This window comes from Streptococcus sp. F0442, assembly GCF_000314795.2.
Classification (GTDB): Bacteria; Bacillota; Bacilli; order Lactobacillales; family Streptococcaceae; genus Streptococcus.
Map to the genome: position 1 here is coordinate 181,356 of NZ_KB373316.1, position 19,171 is coordinate 200,526.

A 19,171-nucleotide genomic window follows, 5' to 3' on the forward strand; every position below is an offset into this window, starting at 1 on the left:
TTCGTCGTCCCACCTCCGCACAGTTGAGTAGGGCTGTAAAAGCTGATGAAATCAGTGTAATAGAGCCCACTCAACCACTGCGTCTTGCTCGACAATCCAAAAATAATTGAGAGGCTAGGACTTTTGTCCCAGCCTCTTTTAGTTTATATAAAAAAGAGTAAATTAACTTGGTATTTCTTACTAGTTTTCTGATAACAGTGGGCTTCTTCTACCTATCTATCAAAAAGTATGTTATACTAATATTAGAAATAAGAGGGAGTATAGACATGATTACAAAGGATGATTACCAGTTGCTTCGCTCGCATCCAGCTTTTTCTGCGATACCAGTGGAGCTATTTGATAAATTAGCTGTTGAAATTCATGCCAGGGATATCCCAAAAGGACAAATTCTATTTTTTGCAGGAGATAAGCGAGATCGTATTTTTCTTCTTGAAAAAGGCTTTGCTCGCATTGAGCAATTCGATTCAGCGGATCAATTCTCCTATATGGATTATATAAAGAAGGGGGCCATGTTCCCTTATGGTGGGATGTTCCAGGATGAGCGCTATCACTATACAGCCAGTGCAGTAACAGACTTGCGTTGTTTCGTCATCCCTGTTAATCTCTATGAATTGTATGCCCAAGAGAGCAAGGAGCAGTTGCTCTTTATTACGAGAAAGCTCTCCTCTATTTTAAAATTTCAGGAGTTACGGCTGCGCAATGTTGTAACAGCCAGTGCCAGTGAGCGTGTCATTCAATCGTTAGCGATTCTTTGCAAGGATTATGAAGCCCTTGGGAATCAGCTCCCATTTCCAATCAGCATGAAGGAAATGGCCAAGTTGGCCGCAACAACACGAGAAACGGTTAATCAAGTTTTAAAGAAATTAATGGATTCTCAAAAGATACAGTATGAGAGAAAGCAATTAAGATTTATAGACAGCAGCTACTTTTTAAAGAGTTTTGAAGAGATCGACTAATAGTTGATCTTTTTTTAATTTTACAAAAAAATATATATTCATAAAAATAATATTAAGGATAAAATATGCAAAGAAAACGCTTCATATTAACTAAAATATAAGAATCATTCAAAAAAATGCCAAATTCTTAGCTTTTGGAAAGTAGAATCCTTTGTGAAAACGGTACCAACTGGTGATAAAATAAAACCTGTAAACGGGATTAGGTAACACTAAACCGCAAGAAAAAGGAGGACTATAGATGTCTACACACCCAATTCATGTTTTCTCAGAAATTGGAAAACTGAAAAAAGTTTGTTTGCACCGTCCAGGTAAAGAGTTGGAAAACTTGATGCCTGACTATCTTGAACGTCTTCTTTTTGATGATATTCCATTCTTGGAAGATGCTCAAAAAGAACACGATGCATTTGCTGAAGCACTTCGTAACGAAGGTATCGAAGTACTTTATCTTGAACAGTTAGCTGCTGAGTCATTGACTTCTCCAGAAATTCGCGATCAGTTCATCGAAGAATACCTTGAAGAAGCGAACATTCGTGGACGCCAAACAAAAGTTGCGATTCGTGAATTGCTTCACAGCATTGAAGACAACCAAGAATTGGTTGAAAAAACAATGGCAGGGGTTCAAAAAGCTGAACTTCCAGAAATTCCTGAAGAAGCAAAAGGATTGACAGACCTTGTTGAATCTGACTATCCATTTGCAATCGACCCAATGCCAAACTTGTACTTCACACGTGACCCATTTGCGACAATTGGTAATGCAGTATCATTGAACCACATGTACGCAGATACACGTAACCGTGAAACTTTGTATGGTAAATACATCTTCAAATACCACCCAGTTTACGGTGGAAAAGTTGAACTTGTCTACAACCGTGAAGAAGATACTCGTATCGAAGGTGGAGATGAGTTGGTCCTTTCTAAAGATGTATTGGCAGTTGGTATCTCACAACGTACTGATGCTGCATCAATCGAAAAATTGTTGGTAAACATCTTCAAGAAGAACGTTGGCTTCAAGAAAGTATTGGCCTTCGAATTTGCTAACAACCGTAAATTCATGCACTTGGATACAGTATTTACAATGGTGGACTACGATAAATTCACAATCCACCCAGAAATCCAAGGTAACCTTCGCGTCTTCTCTGTAACTTATGAAAACGAACAATTGAAGATCGTTGAAGAAAAAGGTGATTTGGCTGAATTGCTTGCTGAAAACCTTGGTGTTGAAAAAGTTACATTAATTCCATGTGGAGATGGCAACATCGTTGCTGCTGCGCGTGAACAATGGAACGACGGATCAAATACTCTTACAATCGCACCAGGTGTGGTAGTCGTATACGACCGTAACACTGTTACCAACAAGAAATTAGAAGAATACGGACTTCGTTTAATCAAGATCCGCGGAAGTGAATTGGTTCGCGGTCGTGGTGGACCTCGTTGTATGTCAATGCCGTTTGAACGTGAAGAAATCTAATGTAGGAGATCGCGAGCTGGTCTTAGTGTATCAGCTCAGCCTTCTTACTCATCAATACTAGAAAGAAAATAGGAGACAATTAGAATGACAAATTCAGTGTTCCAAGGACGTAGCTTCTTGGCAGAAAAAGACTTTACACGTGCTGAGTTAGAATACCTTATCGGACTTTCAGCTCACTTGAAAGACCTTAAAAAACGCAACATCCAACACCACTACCTAGCTGGTAAAAACATTGCGCTTTTGTTTGAAAAAACTTCAACTCGTACTCGTGCTGCCTTCACTACTGCAGCCATCGACCTTGGTGCTCACCCAGAATACCTTGGTGCAAACGACATCCAACTTGGTAAAAAAGAATCTACAGAAGATACTGCAAAAGTTCTTGGACGTATGTTTGACGGTATTGAATTCCGTGGATTCAGCCAACGTATGGTTGAAGAATTGGCTGAATTCTCAGGTGTTCCAGTATGGAATGGTTTGACTGACGAATGGCACCCAACACAAATGCTTGCTGACTACTTGACTGTTCAAGAAAACTTTGGACGTTTGGAAGGTTTGACACTTGTATACTGTGGTGACGGACGTAACAACGTTGCAAACAGCCTTCTTGTAACAGGTGCTATCCTTGGTGTGAACGTACATATCTTCTCACCAAAAGAACTCTTCCCAGAACAAGAAATTGTTAAATTGGCAGAAGGATTCGCAAAAGAAAGTGGTGCTCATATCTTGATCACTGAAGATGCTGACGAAGCTGTGAAAGGTGCAGATGTACTTTACACTGACGTTTGGGTATCTATGGGTGAAGAAGACAAATTTGCAGAACGCGTTGCCCTTTTGAAACCTTACCAAGTAAACATGGAATTGGTTAAGAAAGCTGATAACGAAGACTTGATCTTCTTGCACTGCTTGCCAGCTTTCCACGACACAAACACTGTTTATGGTAAAGATGTTGCTGAAAAATTCGGCGTAAAAGAAATGGAAGTTACTGACGAAGTGTTCCGTAGCAAATATGCTCGCCACTTTGACCAAGCTGAAAACCGTATGCACACCATCAAAGCGGTGATGGCAGCTACTCTTGGTAACTTGTACATTCCAAAAGTTTAAGACTTTTATAACCGTATACCAACAGCTATAGGGGCTGGACTGCTAGCTTTAGTCCTGCCCCTATTTTTTATAGAAAGGGAAAACCTATGTCAAGAAAAATCGTCGTTGCTTTGGGAGGAAACGCCATCCTTTCATCTGATCCTTCTGCAAAAGCTCAACAAGAAGCACTTGTAGAAACAGCAAAACACTTAGTAAAATTAATCAAAAATGGGGATGACTTGATCATCACTCACGGAAATGGTCCTCAAGTAGGAAACCTCTTGCTCCAACACTTGGCAGCAAACTCTGAAAAGAACCCAGCTTTCCCATTGGATTCATTAGTTGCTATGACCGAAGGAAGCATTGGCTACTGGCTTCAAAATGCTCTTCAAAATGCTCTTCTTGAAGAAGGAATTGAAAAAGACGTGGCTTCAGTTGTAACACAAGTCGTTGTGGATAAGAACGACCCAGCCTTCGTTAACCTCAGCAAACCAATCGGTCCATTCTACTCAGAAGAAGAAGCGAAAGCAGAAGCTGAAAAATCTGGAGCAACCTTCAAAGAAGATGCTGGTCGTGGCTGGCGTAAAGTTGTGGCTTCACCAAAACCAGTGGATATCAAAGAAATTAATACTATCCGTACCTTGTTGAACGACGGTCAAGTCGTTGTCGCTGCTGGAGGTGGCGGTATCCCAGTTGTGAAAGAAGCAAATGGTAGCTTGACTGGTGTTGAAGCCGTTATCGATAAAGACTTTGCATCTCAACGTTTGGCTGAATTGGTAGAAGCAGACCTCTTCATCGTTTTGACAGGAGTGGACTATGTCTTTGTAAACTACAACAAACCAGACCAAGAAAAATTGGAACATGTCAATGTCGCTCAATTGGAAGAGTACATCAAACAAGATCAATTTGCACCAGGAAGCATGCTTCCTAAAGTAGAAGCTGCGATCGCCTTTGTAAATGGTCGTCCAGAAGGAAAAGCAGTCATCACTTCACTTGAAAACCTTGGCGCTTTGATTGAGTCTGAAAGTGGAACAATCATCCAAAAAGACTAATGAAAGATTAGGAAAAAACTAGTATTTTAAAGCTTATTGTGATAGAATAAACCTATAGGTAAGCGTTTTACAAGGGAAACCTTGTAAGATATCACTCACACTTTGTTGCGTTAGGAGGAAGACAAATGAGTGAAAAAAAGAAAAAAGCATTTAAGATGCCTTCATCTTTTTCCGTGTTGTTAATCATCATTGCCATTATGGCAGTGTTAACTTGGATTATTCCAGCTGGTCAATACAAGGTTGACGATGGTGGTGCCATCATCGCAGGTAGTTATGAAGCTGTGAAACAAAATCCTCAAGGGATTTGGGACGTCTTGATGGCCCCAATCAATGCCATGCTTGGTAAAGCACCAACCAGTGCAGCGATTGACGTAGCCTTCTTTATCTTGATGGTCGGTGGTTTCCTTGGTGTTGTGAACGAAACAGGTACCCTTGATGTAGGGATTGCTTCTATCGTTCGTAAATACAAAGGCCGCGAAAAAATGTTGATCTTGATCTTGATGCCATTGTTTGCCCTTGGTGGGACAACTTATGGTATGGGTGAAGAAACCATGGCCTTCTATCCACTTCTTGTACCTGTTATGATGTCCGTTGGTTTTGACAGTTTGACAGGGGTAGCTATTATCCTCTTAGGATCACAAATCGGATGTTTGGCCTCAACCTTGAACCCATTTGCGACAGTTATCGCTTCTGATACTGCAGGTATCTCAAGTGCCTCTGGTCTCTTACTTCGTGTGATCTTCTGGATCGTTTTGACAGGACTTAGCACATATTACGTGTACCGTTATGCAGATAAGGTTCAAAAAGACCCAACCAAATCTCTCACCTATGCAACTCGTGAAGAAGATTTGAAACACTTCAACGTTGATAGTGGCGAAGAAATTCCTTCACAAATGAACAAGAAACAAAAACGTGTCTTGATCGTCTTCATTTCAACGTTCGTCATCATGGTTGCAGGATTTATCCCATTCAAAGATTTGGGTATTACATTCTTTGACAGCTTTAACGAATCTCTCCATAAAGTTCCTTACCTTGGTCAATTGATCGGTAATACAGATGCTCTTGGTACTTGGTACTTCCCTCAAACAGCTATGCTCTTTGCCTTCATGGGAATCCTTGTTGGTATCATTTATGGCTTGAAAGAAGATAAAATTATTTCATCCTTTATGAATGGTGCAGCTGACCTCTTGAGTGTTGCGCTTATCGTAGCAGTAGCACGTGGTATCCAAGTCATCATGAATGACGGTATGATCACTGCGACAATTCTTCACTGGGGTGAAGAAGGACTGAAAGGTCTTTCATCTCAATTGTTTATTGTTTTGACTTACATTTTCTACTTGCCAATGTCATTCTTGATCCCATCATCATCTGGTCTTGCCAGCGCGACAATGGGTATCATGGCACCTCTTGGTAAATTCGTCAATGTACCAGGTAGCTTGATTGTTACAGCTTACCAATCTGCATCTGGTGTCTTGAACTTGATCGCACCAACTTCAGGTATCGTAATGGGAGCTCTTGCTCTTGGACGTGTTGACTTGAGTGCATGGTGGAAATTCATGGGTAAATTGGTCGTAGCGATTGTTGTGATCACCATTGCCCTTCTTCTACTCGGAACTGTGGTTCCATTCTTGCAATAGAATAATGTAGGTGTTTCATGAAAAATAGAATAAATGACGATGTAAAAGAGCAGTTTTTAAACTCGCTTCAAACCATCATTTCTTATCCTTCTGTATTAAATGAAGGGGAAAATGGAACACCGTTTGGACAAGCTATCCAAGATGTCCTAGAAAAAACCTTAGAGCTTGCTCGAGAATTAGGTTTTCAAACCTATATAGATCCTGAAGGATACTATGGATATGCAGAGATCGGTCAGGGGGAAGAACTCCTGGCCGTTCTTTGTCACTTGGATGTTGTTCCAGCCGGTGATTTAGAAGATTGGCAAACGCCACCTTTTGAAGCGACCATTGTCGGTGATTATTTAGTAGGCCGAGGGATACAGGATGATAAGGGGCCATCCCTTGCTGCCCTCTATGCTGTCAAGAGTTTGTTGGATGACGGCATCCAGTTTACCAAACGGATTCGTTTTATCTTTGGAACAGATGAGGAAACCTTGTGGCGCTGCATGAACCGCTACAATCAAATGGAAGAACAAGCAGAACTTGGCTTTGCACCGGATTCCTCTTTCCCTTTAACTTATGCTGAAAAAGGTTTGTTACAAGTGAAATTGCATGGTCCAGGTTGGGATGATCTTCCCTTACAGGCTGGTCAAGCTCTCAACGTAGTTCCAGATAAAGCAACTTATGCTGGTCATCGTTTGGAAGAATTGCTCCCTGTTTTGGATCAAAGTGGGGTTCAGTATAGCCAAACAGAAAATTCTGTAACGGTTATGGGTGTGTCCAAGCATTCTAAAGATGCAGCTGAAGGAGTCAATGCCATTGTCGGCTTAGCGGAAAGTCTTTCTCTGATTCAGCCTCATCCAGCCTTGCTTTTCATCGCAGATGCCGTTGGAGAAGACGCGACAGGAGCAGCTCTCTTCGGTGAAATCAAAGATGAACCAAGTGGGGCTCTATCCTTCAACCTTGCGACCCTTGTGATCGATCAAGAGCAATCCGAAATCGGGATTGATATTCGAATTCCAGTTTTAGCAGACAAGGAAGCTTTAGTGGCTCGTCTGCAAGAAATTGCGGCTAGCTATCAGTTGGAGTATGAAGAATTTGACTATTTGGCTCCGTTATATGTGCCGTTAGATAGTCCTTTAGTCAGCTCTTTGATGGCTGTATATCAGGAAGAAACTGGGGACAGGACGCCAGCCATGTCTTCGGGTGGTGCGACATTTGCGCGGACCATGGAAAACTGTGTCGCTTTTGGCGCTCTTTTCCCAGGTGCAGAACAGACCGAGCACCAGGCCAATGAACGAGCAAAGATTGAAGATCTCTATGCTGCAATGGAAATCTATCGAGAAGCGATTCAGCGCTTAGCGACAAGATAAAAAAGTTTGGAAACTTGCTTTCCAAACTTTTTATTTACTAAAGAAGAAGGGTGGGGTGAATTCTTTTAATTTTTCAAAGCAATCCAAAGCTCCTTGGTTGTCTTCGCAGATGACCAAACAGACATCATCCCCACAGATGGTGGCTACGATTTGATCCAGTTCCAGTGCATCTAAGATAGCTCCAAAGGATTGAGCGAGTCCTGGAAGAGTTTTTACGACGACCTGGTTTTGAACGGGCCGCAACATGACTAAGGCATCTTCCATATACATCCGCAGGCGCTTTTCCCAGCGGGAAGGAGCGATAGTGTTCATAGCATAGTAAGAACTATCTCCTTCGTTTATCTTTACTAGGTTCAAGGATTTGACATCCCTTGAGAGAGTCGACTGGGTTACAAGAACTCCATTGGCCTCTAGGGCCTCTTGGAGTTCCTGCTGAGTGTGAATGCGACGCTCAGAAATGATGGAACGGATCAAGCGGTGGCGACTTTCGATTTTATTCATGAGGGCCTCCTTTACTTGATGAACATAGCATCCCCAAAACTGAAGAAGCGGTAGCGTTCTTGAATAGCATGGTGGTATGCCTCAAGGGTTAATTCACGGCCAGCAAAGGCAGAAACCAACATGACCAAAGTTGATTTTGGAAGGTGGAAGTTGGTCGAAAAGGCATCGACAATTTTCCATTCATAACCTGGTTTAATGAAAATATTGGTCCAGCCGGAATCGGCTTGGATATCACCTGCAAATTTATTGCCAATCGTTTCAAGGGTTCGAATAGAAGTCGTTCCAACAGCTATGATGCGTTTCCCTGCAGCTTTTACCTGACGAAGGGTCGCAGCAGCCTCTTCAGAAAGTTGGTAAAATTCAGAGTGCATCTCATGGTCTTCAAGATTGTCCACAGATACTGGACGGAAGGTTCCTAGGCCCACATGAAGGGTCAAATAGACCAGGTGAACCCCTTTGGCTTCGATCTTTTGGAGTAATTCTTGGGTGAAATGAAGACCTGCCGTTGGGGCTGCAGCAGAACCGTTTTCTTTAGCATAAACGGTTTGGTAGCGTTCGCGGTCAGCCAGCTTTTCATGGATATAGGGAGGAAGTGGCATTTCACCAAGACTTTCCAAGACCTCTAAAAAGATGCCTTGATAGTGGAAGCGAACGATACGGCCTCCGTGTTCCAATTCTTCCTCGACGGTGGCAGTCAATCGACCATCTCCGAAGCTTACGGAAGCGCCTACTTTTAATCGTTTAGCAGGCTTTGCTAAGACTTCCCAACAGTCATCTTGCGTATTTTTGAGGAGAAGGAATTCGACGTGACCTCCGGTTTCTGGCTTGACGCCGTGAAGACGGGCAGGCAGTACGCGCGTATTGTTCATGACAAGAGCATCTCCTGGCTCCAATTCATCCAAAATTGCATCAAAATGACGATCTTGGAATTGCCCTGTTTTTCGATCCAGGATCAAGAGTTTAGAGGCATCTCGTTTTTCAAGAGGGGTTTGGGCAATCAGTTCTTCAGGCAAATCAAAGTCAAAGTCGTTGGTATTCATTTGCGCTCCTTTTATAATAAATTTGTGAGTAGATAGATGGTTGTCCCGATAGCTAAAAGCATCAGGACAGTTCCCATCAAAAAGATCAGGACCTTGAGAATCTTTCTTTGGTGAATCAAGAAAGATAAGAGAAAGACAAGGAGTCCGATCAAAAAAATGATGAATAATATTGATACAATCATACCTTTCATTATATCACGAATCGACTTGAAAATGAAAAAAATGCCAGAAAAAGATAGCGGTGTCACTTGACAAAAATTGGTCTATACCATATAATAAAAGCATAGAGAAATAGGAGGTCTATCCAATGAAAATTATTGAAGTAAAGGACCAAATTGAGGGTGGAAAAGTTGCCTTTGATATATTGAAAGAAACTTTACAGGAAGGTGCGCAAACCTTAGGTCTTGCGACTGGAAGCAGTCCCCTTGAGTTTTATAAACAAATTCGTGAAAGTAATTTGGATCTTTCTAATCTAATCAGTGTGAACTTAGATGAATACGTAGGCTTGACAGGAGATGATCCTCAATCTTATCGGTATTTCATGGAGAAACATCTCTTTGATGCCAAACCATTCAAAGAAAGCTATCTCCCATCTGGTGTAGAAGAATCTGCCGATCAAGAAGTGATCCGTTATAACAAAATACTCGAAGACCATCCAGTAGACCTTCAAATATTGGGAATCGGACGAAATGGGCATATCGGTTTTAATGAGCCAGGAACATCCTTTGATAGTCAGACCCACTTAGTTCAGTTGGATGACTCTACCATTGAGGCCAATTCTCGTTTCTTTGATAAGATCGAAGATGTACCAACTCAAGCCATTTCGATGGGGATTGCCAATATCTTAGCTGCGAAATCAATTGTCTTGTTTGCCTATGGGGAATCGAAAGCCCAAGCGATCAAAGGTACGGTAGAGGGTGAAAGGACAGAAAAAGTGCCAGCTAGTGCCCTTCAAGGCCATCCAAATGTGACCATTATTGCGGATAAGGAAGCTTTGAGCTTGTTAAGTCGATAAAAAACAGGACCTATCGCCGATTTATTCGGGCCAGATAGGTTTTTTTCTGCTTCAAAGTATGGTACAATACAAGTAATTATCTGCTGGGATTAGCTCTTTTCATCTACTGGGAGACAAGAGAAAAGAGCATGAGGGCTAGAAGCTTGTTTCAACCTCCAGCTGATTAGTCTGTTATAAAGGAAAAGTTTATGATAAAAAAATATTTGATGTCTATTTGCCTCCTTCTGAGTCTCTTATGCCAGCCAATTCTAGCTAGTGCGGATGAGTTGGTGGATATGGCGCAAAAGATGTATCCAAATGACAATGTCCAAGCCATTAACCGTCCACATTCTTCGCTCATTATTGACGGCAATACGGGAAATGTTCTTTGGAAAGACAATATCGATGAAGTCAGAGATCCGGCCAGCATGAGTAAGCTCATGACGCTCTATCTCTTGTTTGAAGATATGGCAAATGGCAAGATCAGTAAAGATACAGTGATCAAGGCGACCGCTTCAGATCAAGCGATCGGTAAGATCTATGAGATCTCAAATAATAATATTGTTGCTGGAGTAGACTATACCATTCCTGAGTTGATTACCATGACAGTGGTTCCATCCTCAAATGTATCGACCCTTATGTTGGCCAATCTCATGTCCAACAATGATCCAGATGCTTTTGTTGAGCGCATGAATGCCAAGGCTAAGGAATTGGGGATGACCAATACGGTCTGGAATAACCCGAGTGGGGCGGCCATCTCCACCTTGCAAGGCTATTATCAGGTAAACAATTATCCAAATGATGCGGCCAACCAGACAACTGCGCGTGATTTAGGGATTTTGGTCTATCATTTTATCAATCAATACCCAGATATTTTAAACTATACCAATCAAGCTCAAGTCACGGTCAAAAAAGGAACTCCGTATGAGGAAACCTTTGATACCTACAATTATTCATTGCCAGGAGCCAAGTATGCTTTGAAAGGTGTGGATGGTTTAAAAACTGGATCAAGTCCTCGTGGAGCTTTCAACTATATCGCGACCATCAAACGGGGCAATCAGCGCTTAATTGCTGTGATCATGGGGGTTGGAGATTGGGCAGACCAAGATGGGGAATATTACCGTCACCCATTTGGGAATGCCTTGATCGAAAAAGCCTATAAAGATTTTGGCTATAAGAAATTATTGGATTCTGGTGTCCAGCAGATTGATGGCAAGACCTATACACTCGAAAAACCATTCTATGCAACGGTGAAAAAGGGAGCTAAAGAGCCCACACTTGCAGTAAAAGATGGGTATTTGACAGTGGATAATGGTCTCTATACTCTGTCTGAAGGAATCCGAGATGATATGAAGGTGGAAGAAGGGGCCAAGCCAGAGCTTGTCAAAGAAACAGAAAGTGGAAAAAAGACGACTGCCAAGCAAAGTAAATGGCTTTCGCTAGATCACTTCCTGATTTTGATTCCGATTCTCATTCTTGTCATCATTCTCTCGATTGAAAAACAAAGTCGAGATCGACGCAAAAGAGACGCCCAAAAGCGCTATTATAAAGATTAAGAATAAAACCTAACTGATTGTCGGTTGGGTTTTGTCATTGTTCCATTAGGATACTTTTAGAAAGGATGTAAATGAAAAAATTCCGTAATTCTTATGCAGCTTATATGCTACTCTATAGTTTTTATTTTATGTCTACCTCCCTCTTTACGACCTTAATTTCTGTCTATTTGATGGGGAAACACTATAGTGCCACCCAAGTATCGACCCTGGTATCTGTTGCCTTTTTCTTATCCATGGTAGCCCAACCCTTCTTTGGGTATATCAATGAACGATTTGGAATCGTAAAAATGACAACCCTCAGTCTGAGCATTATCATAGGTGGAGTCTTAGGTTTTCTTTGGGCTCCCAATCTCTTTTGGCTGACAGTTTTTTATGGAATCGTTCTAGTCTGTTTGAATGGAACAGCTCCCATGATGGAAGTTTTTGCAACGCAAAGTCCTTACGCTTTTGGGAAGATTCGCGTTTGGGGAACGATTGGCTACTCAGTTGGAGTACAAATAGCCGGCTGGGTCTATCATCAGTTTAGTCCCCAAGCAGTCTATTATACGGTCTTAATCACGATTGTCCTAAGTATTTTCTGTCTGAGTGCCGTTCGAATGAAGGAAAAAGAGACAGTTATAGAGAAGGAAAAAGAGACCGTTTCTATTTGCCCTCTTCTTCACAACGGTCCTTATCTCTTCTTTATTATTCTGATTGGCTTGGCTTCAGGGGTTGGTAATATCGGTCACACCTATATTCCTGAGTTGCTGATGGATAGTGGTCTACCGGTTCATATTGCCTCAACGGTTGTGGCTATCTCAGTTGTAGTAGAAGCTCCTTTGATCTTTTTCTCCGATCGATTCATGGACCACTGGCCTTTACGGGTTTTGATCGCTCTTCCAATCGGGATTATTTTCGCTCAATATGCCGTCTATGCTCTTCCAAGTTCTGTCTTCTTAAAAGTGCTCCTGACACTCTTAGCCAAGCATACGACAGGCATGGTTTTGGTTATGGTTTCCTTACGGTTTATTGCCCAACAGGTGAAGGGGAAAGACTTGGTTCTTGCTATGGCTATTGTACAGGGGGCACGCTACCTAGGTACGATTCTATTACAACCACTGGCTGCACACTTTATTGAATACGGCGGCTATCAACTTATGAGCCTCTTTTTAGCAGGAGTAGTAGGAATCGTTTTTGTAATGACCTTTGCTTTAAAAATGCCCCAAGGAAGATCTCACAGCCTTTTTGGTGGCAATGTAGAATAATTTATTTGCTAGAATTGTACGACTAGCTACAGAGGAATTGGACAGAAATACTGATTTCATCGTGTTCTGTCCAATTTTTTTGATATTATCAAGAACTAGTAATTAATTTGACAATCAAAGTATTCGATGATAGAATGAGGTAAAATAAAAATAAAGGAGACCATTTTATGAAAAAAATGATCTTATCGACAGCTGCTCTTTTGACGATTGTTTCCCTAGCTGCTTGTTCAAATAAGCAAGAAACAAAGAAGGAAACTTCAAATAGTCAATCAACTACTAAAGTGACGAGCAAATCTGCCAACACTTCAAAAAGTAAGGATACTTCAACAGATTCAGAAGATACTTCATCTTCTAGTCTCTTAACAGATGCTGAAATCAGTAAAGCAAAAACAGTTGGAGACTTCAAAAAGTTGTTTGCAAAATTAATGGATCAATCTGTATCTATTACTGAAGAAGCAGGTGCTTCTGTGACGGGTTCTGCAAAAGAGCAATACGATGCAACGATTAGTGCCTTGAAGCAAGGATTGGAAAACCAAAAAGATATCTTTAATGAAGGATTGGAAAGCATCGGTTCAGATAGCACTGTTGTTCCTAAAGAAGATCGTGAAGCTTTGATCGAAAGCTTGAAAGATGCTCGAGAAGAGTTGGAAAGTACTCGTAAAGAAATGAAAGATATGCAGAAAGAATTGAGTAAATCTCCTGTTGCAGATGATGACAGTGATGATTCAGATTCTGACGAATAATAGCAAGAAAAGGTTGGAAATTTCCAGCCTTTTTCTTATTTTTTTTTCGAATGATATAGATGAGGAGGTGGGGCTATGTTTATTGCCATGGATAAGAATCAAAAGCGGTGGAATTGTCTGGAGGAGATCCCAGACGTCAGTAAAGGACCCTTCTATTGCTTAGCTTGTAACAGTCCAGTGCGTCTTAAAAATGGCACGGTGCTACGGGCTCATTTTGCCCATGTAGAGTTACAGCATTGTCCCTACCATCACGAAGCGGAGAGTTTGGAACACCTGGAATTAAAAGCTAGTCTTTATAACTGGGCCTCTAAGGAATCTAGAACAGAAGTCGAAAGTTATTTAGCAGATTTTCAACAAATTGCAGATCTCTTAGTAGTAGATAAGAAGTTAGCTTTGGAAGTACAGTGTAGCTCTTTATCTTTGGAGCGTTTGAAGGAGAGAAGTGATGCTTATCGATCCCATGGTTATCAGGTCTATTGGTTACTTGGTAAAAAGTTATGGCTCAAGGAAAGACTGACTAAACTACAGGCTGGTTTTCTATATTTTAGTCAGAATCGTGGGTTTCATCTTTGGGAATTGGATCTTTCAAAGAAAGAGCTACGTTTGCAATACCTCATCCATGAGGATTTACGAGGGCGATTGCATTATCAAACAGAAATTTTCCCTTTTGGTCAAAAGTCCTTACTTGAAGTTTTGCGTACCCCTTATCTTTCGCAACCCATGCAGCAAATGGCGGTCGTGCTGGATCGCACATTTTTAACCTATGTGCAGCAGCAGCTCTTTTACCGTCACCCAAAGTGGATGAGACTTCAAGAAGAACTCTATTTGCAGGGACACCATCTAATGGAATTGGGGCTGGATTTCTTTTATCCTCTTTGTCGTCCTATCCTTTCACAGAACTTGCTTCAAATTGAAGAGGATGTAGAAGATTACTACCAGCAGTTTATGACCTATTATCAGTCGCAAGGGATCCAACCTGTTCAGATCCTTTATCCCCCACGTTTTTATGCTCAGCAGAAAAGCTAACTTTCTAAGATAGAAATCCTCCCGAAATGTTCATTTTTATCAGAGATTGCTGAACTAATGGTAGCAACTGGAACCTTATTAACAGGGATCGCAAGTGTTATCATAGCAATAAAAAAAGAGCCAAAAGAACGCAAGCCACGCAAAGCAAAGCGGTTCAAGTAAGGCTCTGGTAGGCTGGGGCGAAAGCCCCTTAGACCTACCATGATTATATCATATCGAGCAAAAGAATGAAATATTTACCAATTTTCATAATCGTATTTTTTGTATTTCTTATGATTTTAAAAGGCAGACGGAAGTAAAGAGAGTGGTTAAATGAGAGAACAAATAGAAAAGTTATTAAATAGCGAAATAAGTACAACCGCAATTGCTAAAGGTGCAGACGTCCCTTGGTCTACAGTATCTGACCTTAGAAAAGGAAAAACTAGTATGGATAAAATGGCCTTGCTTACAGCTGAAAAATTATATGATTTTGCGGAAGAATTAGAAATAAAATAAATTTTCCATTTTGTCTGTTATAACGGCAATTTTTTTAGATTGTCTATTATAACGGACAAAATAAAAAAAGCCCTCGGGCTCGTTCTCTAGATTGTGCGGGCAATGAATACGATTTTGAATACGACTTTTTTCAATTATTGAAAAATGACGAAAACGATAATTTTCTAAAATACGCGTTTTTTAAACGTTTGAGAACGTATGGCGCAATAATGGAAACAGTTTTTGAAATATGCTAAAATAGTACCATTGGAGGATTAATCGAAATGGTAAAACAACGTAATGAAATTGATGAAAAATACCAATGGGATTTGTCGACAATTTTTGCGACAGATCAAGCTTGGGAAGAAGAAGCAGCTAGCTTAGCTGCAGATATTAAAGCAGCTAGCCACTATGCTGGCCATTTGTTGGATTCAGCGCAAACGCTTTTGGAGACAACCAATGCATATTTGGAATTGAGCCGTCGTTTAGAAAAGGTCTACGTCTATGCTCATATGAAAAATGACCAAGACACACGAGTGGCTAAATACCAAGAGTACCAATCAAAAGGGATGTCGCTTTATAGCTTGTTGGGTGAAACCTTTGCCTTCTATGAGCCTGAATTCATGGCCATTACAGATGAGCAGTACAAGGCTTTTGTGAGTGAGGTTCCAGCCTTGGAACAATATGGTCATTATTTTGATCGTTTGCTAGAGAAAAAAGAACATGTCTTGTCCCAAAAAGAGGAAGAATTACTTGCAGGAGCTGGTGAGATCTTTGCTGCTGGTGGGGAAACATTTGAAATTTTGGACAATGCAGATATTGTCTTTCCAACTGTGCATGATGACAAGGGTGAAGAAGTTCAATTAACACATGGGAACTATATTTCTTTGGTAGAGTCAAAAGATCGTGCCGTTCGTAAAGAAGCTTATGAAGGTCTCTACAAGGTCTATGAACAGTACCAACATACCTATGCAAAAACCTTGCAGACCAATGTAAAAGTTCACAACTTCAATGCCAAAGTTCGCAAATTCTCATCTGCCCGTGAAGCAGCCCTTTCTGATAACTTTGTACCAGAAAGTGTTTATGATAGCTTGGTAGCAGCTGTGAACAAACACTTGCCACTCTTGCAACGTTATGTGCAATTGCGCTCAAAAATTCTAGGAATCTCAGACTTGAAGATGTACGATATGTATACGCCATTATCCGATACAGACTACAAGTTTACTTATGAAGAATCATTGGCCAAAGCAGAAGAAGTCTTGGCTGTTTTGGGTGAGGATTATCTTTCTCGTGTGAAACGTGCCTTTAGCGAACGGTGGATCGACGTGCATGTCAACCAAGGAAAACGCTCAGGTGCCTATTCAGGTGGTTCTTATGATACCAATGCCTTTATGTTGTTGAACTGGCAAGATACATTGGATAACCTCTTCACCTTGGTACATGAAACTGGTCACAGTATGCATTCTAGCTACACCCGTGAAACCCAGCCGTATGTCTATGGAGACTACTCTATTTTCCTTGCTGAAATTGCCTCTACAACCAATGAAAATATCTTGACAGAACGTCTCCTAGAAGAAGTAGAAGACGATGCAACTCGTTTTGCTATTTTGAATCACTTCTTGGATGGCTTCCGTGGAACCGTCTTCCGTCAAACTCAGTTTGCCGAATTTGAGCATGCTATCCATAAAGCAGACCAAGAAGGTACCGTTTTGACTAGTGAATTCTTGAACAACCTCTATGCAGAACTCAATGAGAAATACTACGGTCTTTCAAAAGAAGACAACCCTGAAATCCAATATGAATGGGCTCGTATTCCTCACTTCTACTATAACTACTACGTTTTCCAATATTCAACAGGTTTTGCAGCAGCTTCAGCTCTAGCTGAAAAAATCGTTCATGGAACCCAAGAAGATCGTGACAAATATATCGACTACTTGAAGGCTGGAAACTCTGATTATCCACTAAATGTCATCCGCAAAGCAGGTGTGGATATGGAAAAAGAAGACTATTTGGACGCAGCCTTTGCAGTCTTTGAACGTCGTTTGAATGAATTTGAAGCCCTAGTAGAAAAATTAGGACTCGCATAAAATGGTAGAGTCTTATAGTAAAAATGCCAACCACAATATGCGTCGGCCAGTCGTTAAAGACGAGATCGTTGACTTTATGCGGACCCGTCAAAAGCCGGTAGCTGGTGCCCTGAAGGAATTAGAAGCATTCGCCCGCAAGGAAAATATTCCCATCATCCCGCATGAAACGGTAGCATACTTTAGACTACTCTTGCAAGCTTTACAACCAAAGAAAATCCTTGAAATTGGGACAGCAATTGGTTTTTCAGCTCTCTTAATGGCTGAACATGCTCCCAATGCACAAATTACCACTATTGATCGAAATGAAGAAATGATTGGTTTTGCTAAGGAAAATCTGGCTAAATACGATCAGAGAAAGCAAATCACCTTGCTTGAAGGAGATGCTGTAGATGTCTTACAGGATTTAACAGAGACCTATGACTTTGTCTTTATGGACTCAGCCAAGTCTAAATACATTGTCTTTTTGCCACGGATCCTCGAACTCTTAGAAGTTGGAGGAATTGTGGTACTGGATGATATTTTCCAAGGGGGAGATGTTGCCAAAGACATCATGGAAGTGCGTCGTGGGCAACGAACCATTTACCGGGGGCTTCAAAATCTCTTTAATGCGACTCTCAATCATCCAGATTTGACCGCTAGTTTGGTGCCACTTGGAGATGGTATTTTGATGATTCGTAAAAATGCAGAGACGGTAACCTTGCCAGATCCTAGCTCATTTTAGGCAATTTTAAGGTATTCTCTCTAATTTGTGGTAAAATAGAAGAAGTTTAAAAAGGAACGGAGAATAATTTTCATGAAGAAAAAACTTGTAGCAGGTGCTGTGACCTTGCTATCAGTCGTAACGCTAGCAGCATGTGCCAATGGCACAAACAAAGACGTCGTGACCATGAAAGGGGACACGATTACAGTTTCTGATTTCTATGATGAAATCAAAACAAACCAAGGTGCTCAACAAGTTCTTTTCCAAATGACCATCAATAAAGTCTTTGAAAAAGAATATGGATCAAAAGTTTCTGATAAAGAAGTCGATAAAGAATTGGCTAAACAAAAGAAACAATTGGGGAACCAATTCGATGCTTACTTGGCGCAACAAGGCTTGACGGAAGAAACAGCGAAGAAACAAATCCGTAGCAATATGTTGTTGGAATATGCAGTTAATCAAGCTGCTAAGAAAGATATCAAAGAGTCAGACTACAAGGCGGCTTTTGAATCTTACACACCAGAAGTAACAGCACAAATTATTAAGTTGGATTCTGAAGATAAAGCAAAAGAAGTGTTGGAAGCTGCTAAAGCTGAAGGAGCAGACTTTGCCCAAATCGCTAAAGATAATTCGACAGATACTGCTACAAAAGACAAAGGTGGCGAAGTCAAGTTCGATTCAGGAACAGCAGATATTCCATCTCAAGTCAAAGAAGCTGCCTTTAAGTTGGATGAAAATGGGATTTCAGACGTGATTACAGTTTCAGCAGGTCAAAACTATTCTGCTAGCTACTATATTGTCAAGTTAAATAAGAAGACAGAAAAAGCTTCTGATTGGAAGACCTACGAAAAACGTCTGAAAGAGATCATTGTCGAAGGTCGTAAGCAAGATACCAACTACATCCGAAGTATCATTGCCAAAGCGATGACCAATGCCAATATCAAGGTTAAAGATGATGCATTTAAATCAACCTTTAACCAATATTTACAAAATATTGGTGTTGAAACAAGTGGTAGTAGCTCATCATCTAAAAAATAGTTGACGGTTCCCTATGGAACTTGTATAATGAAATAGTTGAGAATAAATCATTGTATATCGGAGTCAGAGAAGTGGCGGGGGTGCGAGCCATGGAAGAGAAATGATTTTTGCTACTCGGCTGAGACAATTGCATACAAAATGAAGAATGACAAGTTCATTGAATGAAGGTGGTACCGCGGTTTTTCGCCCTTCGTTTAGTGGCTTGTCTTTTGTTTATGGGCAG

At 41.0% G+C, this 19,171-nt stretch carries 17 protein-coding genes; 15 read left to right on the top strand and 2 right to left on the bottom strand.

Going from position 1 to position 19,171, the window contains the following annotated elements:
• The first annotated feature begins 266 nt into the window (after window positions 1-266).
• The 6 genes from HMPREF9186_RS09890 to HMPREF9186_RS09915 all read left to right on the top strand — a co-directional run bounded on the left by HMPREF9186_RS09890 (window position 267) and on the right by HMPREF9186_RS09915 (window position 7,545).
• The gene (locus tag HMPREF9186_RS09890; protein WP_009732526.1) at window positions 267-956 is read left to right on the top strand and encodes a Crp/Fnr family transcriptional regulator; all 690 of its coding nucleotides are present in this window, start codon (window positions 267-269) and stop codon (window positions 954-956) included.
• Window positions 957-1,194: 238 nt separating this feature from the next.
• On the top strand, window positions 1,195-2,424 hold the full coding sequence (gene arcA, locus HMPREF9186_RS09895) for an arginine deiminase (protein WP_009732527.1): 1,230 nt from the start codon (window positions 1,195-1,197) through the stop codon (window positions 2,422-2,424).
• An 84-nt stretch (window positions 2,425-2,508) separates the two neighbouring features.
• A complete protein-coding gene (argF, locus tag HMPREF9186_RS09900) occupies window positions 2,509-3,525 on the top strand; it encodes an ornithine carbamoyltransferase (protein ID WP_009732528.1) in 1,017 nt (338 codons plus the stop codon).
• Between the two features lie 86 nt (window positions 3,526-3,611).
• A complete protein-coding gene (gene arcC, locus HMPREF9186_RS09905; protein ID WP_009732529.1) occupies window positions 3,612-4,556 on the top strand; it encodes a carbamate kinase in 945 nt (314 codons plus the stop codon).
• Window positions 4,557-4,681: 125 nt separating this feature from the next.
• Entirely contained in the window at window positions 4,682-6,193 is a 1,512-nt protein-coding gene (locus HMPREF9186_RS09910; RefSeq protein WP_009732530.1) for a YfcC family protein, read from the top strand.
• Between the two features lie 17 nt (window positions 6,194-6,210).
• Window positions 6,211-7,545, top strand: coding sequence for a dipeptidase (locus tag HMPREF9186_RS09915; protein ID WP_009732531.1), 1,335 nt, complete (start codon window positions 6,211-6,213; stop codon window positions 7,543-7,545).
• Between the two features lie 30 nt (window positions 7,546-7,575).
• Here the strand turns inward: HMPREF9186_RS09915 and HMPREF9186_RS09920 are convergent, their stop codons facing one another.
• A complete protein-coding gene (locus tag HMPREF9186_RS09920) occupies window positions 7,576-8,046 on the bottom strand; it encodes an arginine repressor (RefSeq protein ID WP_009732532.1) in 471 nt (156 codons plus the stop codon).
• 11 nt (window positions 8,047-8,057) lie between these two features.
• A complete protein-coding gene (gene queA / locus HMPREF9186_RS09925) occupies window positions 8,058-9,086 on the bottom strand; it encodes a tRNA preQ1(34) S-adenosylmethionine ribosyltransferase-isomerase QueA (protein WP_009732533.1) in 1,029 nt (342 codons plus the stop codon).
• A gap of 307 nt (window positions 9,087-9,393) precedes the next feature.
• Between queA and HMPREF9186_RS09935 the strand changes: the two genes are divergently transcribed.
• The 9 genes from HMPREF9186_RS09935 to prsA all read left to right on the top strand — a co-directional run bounded on the left by HMPREF9186_RS09935 (window position 9,394) and on the right by prsA (window position 18,948).
• On the top strand, window positions 9,394-10,101 hold the full coding sequence (locus HMPREF9186_RS09935; protein ID WP_009732534.1) for a glucosamine-6-phosphate deaminase: 708 nt from the start codon (window positions 9,394-9,396) through the stop codon (window positions 10,099-10,101).
• Window positions 10,102-10,289: 188 nt separating this feature from the next.
• Complete coding sequence (locus HMPREF9186_RS09940) at window positions 10,290-11,636, top strand: DUF1958 domain-containing protein (protein WP_009732535.1); 1,347 nt, start codon at window positions 10,290-10,292, stop codon at window positions 11,634-11,636.
• A 71-nt stretch (window positions 11,637-11,707) separates the two neighbouring features.
• Window positions 11,708-12,880, top strand: a complete 1,173-nt coding sequence (locus HMPREF9186_RS09945; protein ID WP_009732536.1) for an MFS transporter — start codon at window positions 11,708-11,710, stop codon at window positions 12,878-12,880.
• A gap of 167 nt (window positions 12,881-13,047) precedes the next feature.
• Window positions 13,048-13,623 (top strand): hypothetical protein, encoded by a 576-nt coding sequence (locus HMPREF9186_RS09950; RefSeq protein ID WP_009732537.1) that lies wholly within the window; start codon window positions 13,048-13,050, stop codon window positions 13,621-13,623.
• Between the two features lie 75 nt (window positions 13,624-13,698).
• Window positions 13,699-14,649, top strand: coding sequence for a competence protein CoiA family protein (locus HMPREF9186_RS09955; protein WP_009732538.1), 951 nt, complete (start codon window positions 13,699-13,701; stop codon window positions 14,647-14,649).
• 312 nt (window positions 14,650-14,961) lie between these two features.
• On the top strand, window positions 14,962-15,144 hold the full coding sequence (locus HMPREF9186_RS09960) for a hypothetical protein (RefSeq protein WP_009732539.1): 183 nt from the start codon (window positions 14,962-14,964) through the stop codon (window positions 15,142-15,144).
• A 263-nt stretch (window positions 15,145-15,407) separates the two neighbouring features.
• Window positions 15,408-17,210 carry an oligoendopeptidase F gene (gene pepF / locus HMPREF9186_RS09965; protein ID WP_009732540.1) on the top strand — a complete coding sequence of 601 codons (1,803 nt, stop codon included), beginning with the start codon at window positions 15,408-15,410 and terminating at the stop codon, window positions 17,208-17,210.
• A 1-nt stretch (window position 17,211) separates the two neighbouring features.
• A complete protein-coding gene (locus HMPREF9186_RS09970; RefSeq protein WP_009732541.1) occupies window positions 17,212-17,931 on the top strand; it encodes an O-methyltransferase in 720 nt (239 codons plus the stop codon).
• Between the two features lie 72 nt (window positions 17,932-18,003).
• Complete coding sequence (prsA, locus tag HMPREF9186_RS09975) at window positions 18,004-18,948, top strand: peptidylprolyl isomerase PrsA (protein ID WP_009732542.1); 945 nt, start codon at window positions 18,004-18,006, stop codon at window positions 18,946-18,948.
• The last annotated feature ends 223 nt before the right edge of the window (window positions 18,949-19,171 follow it).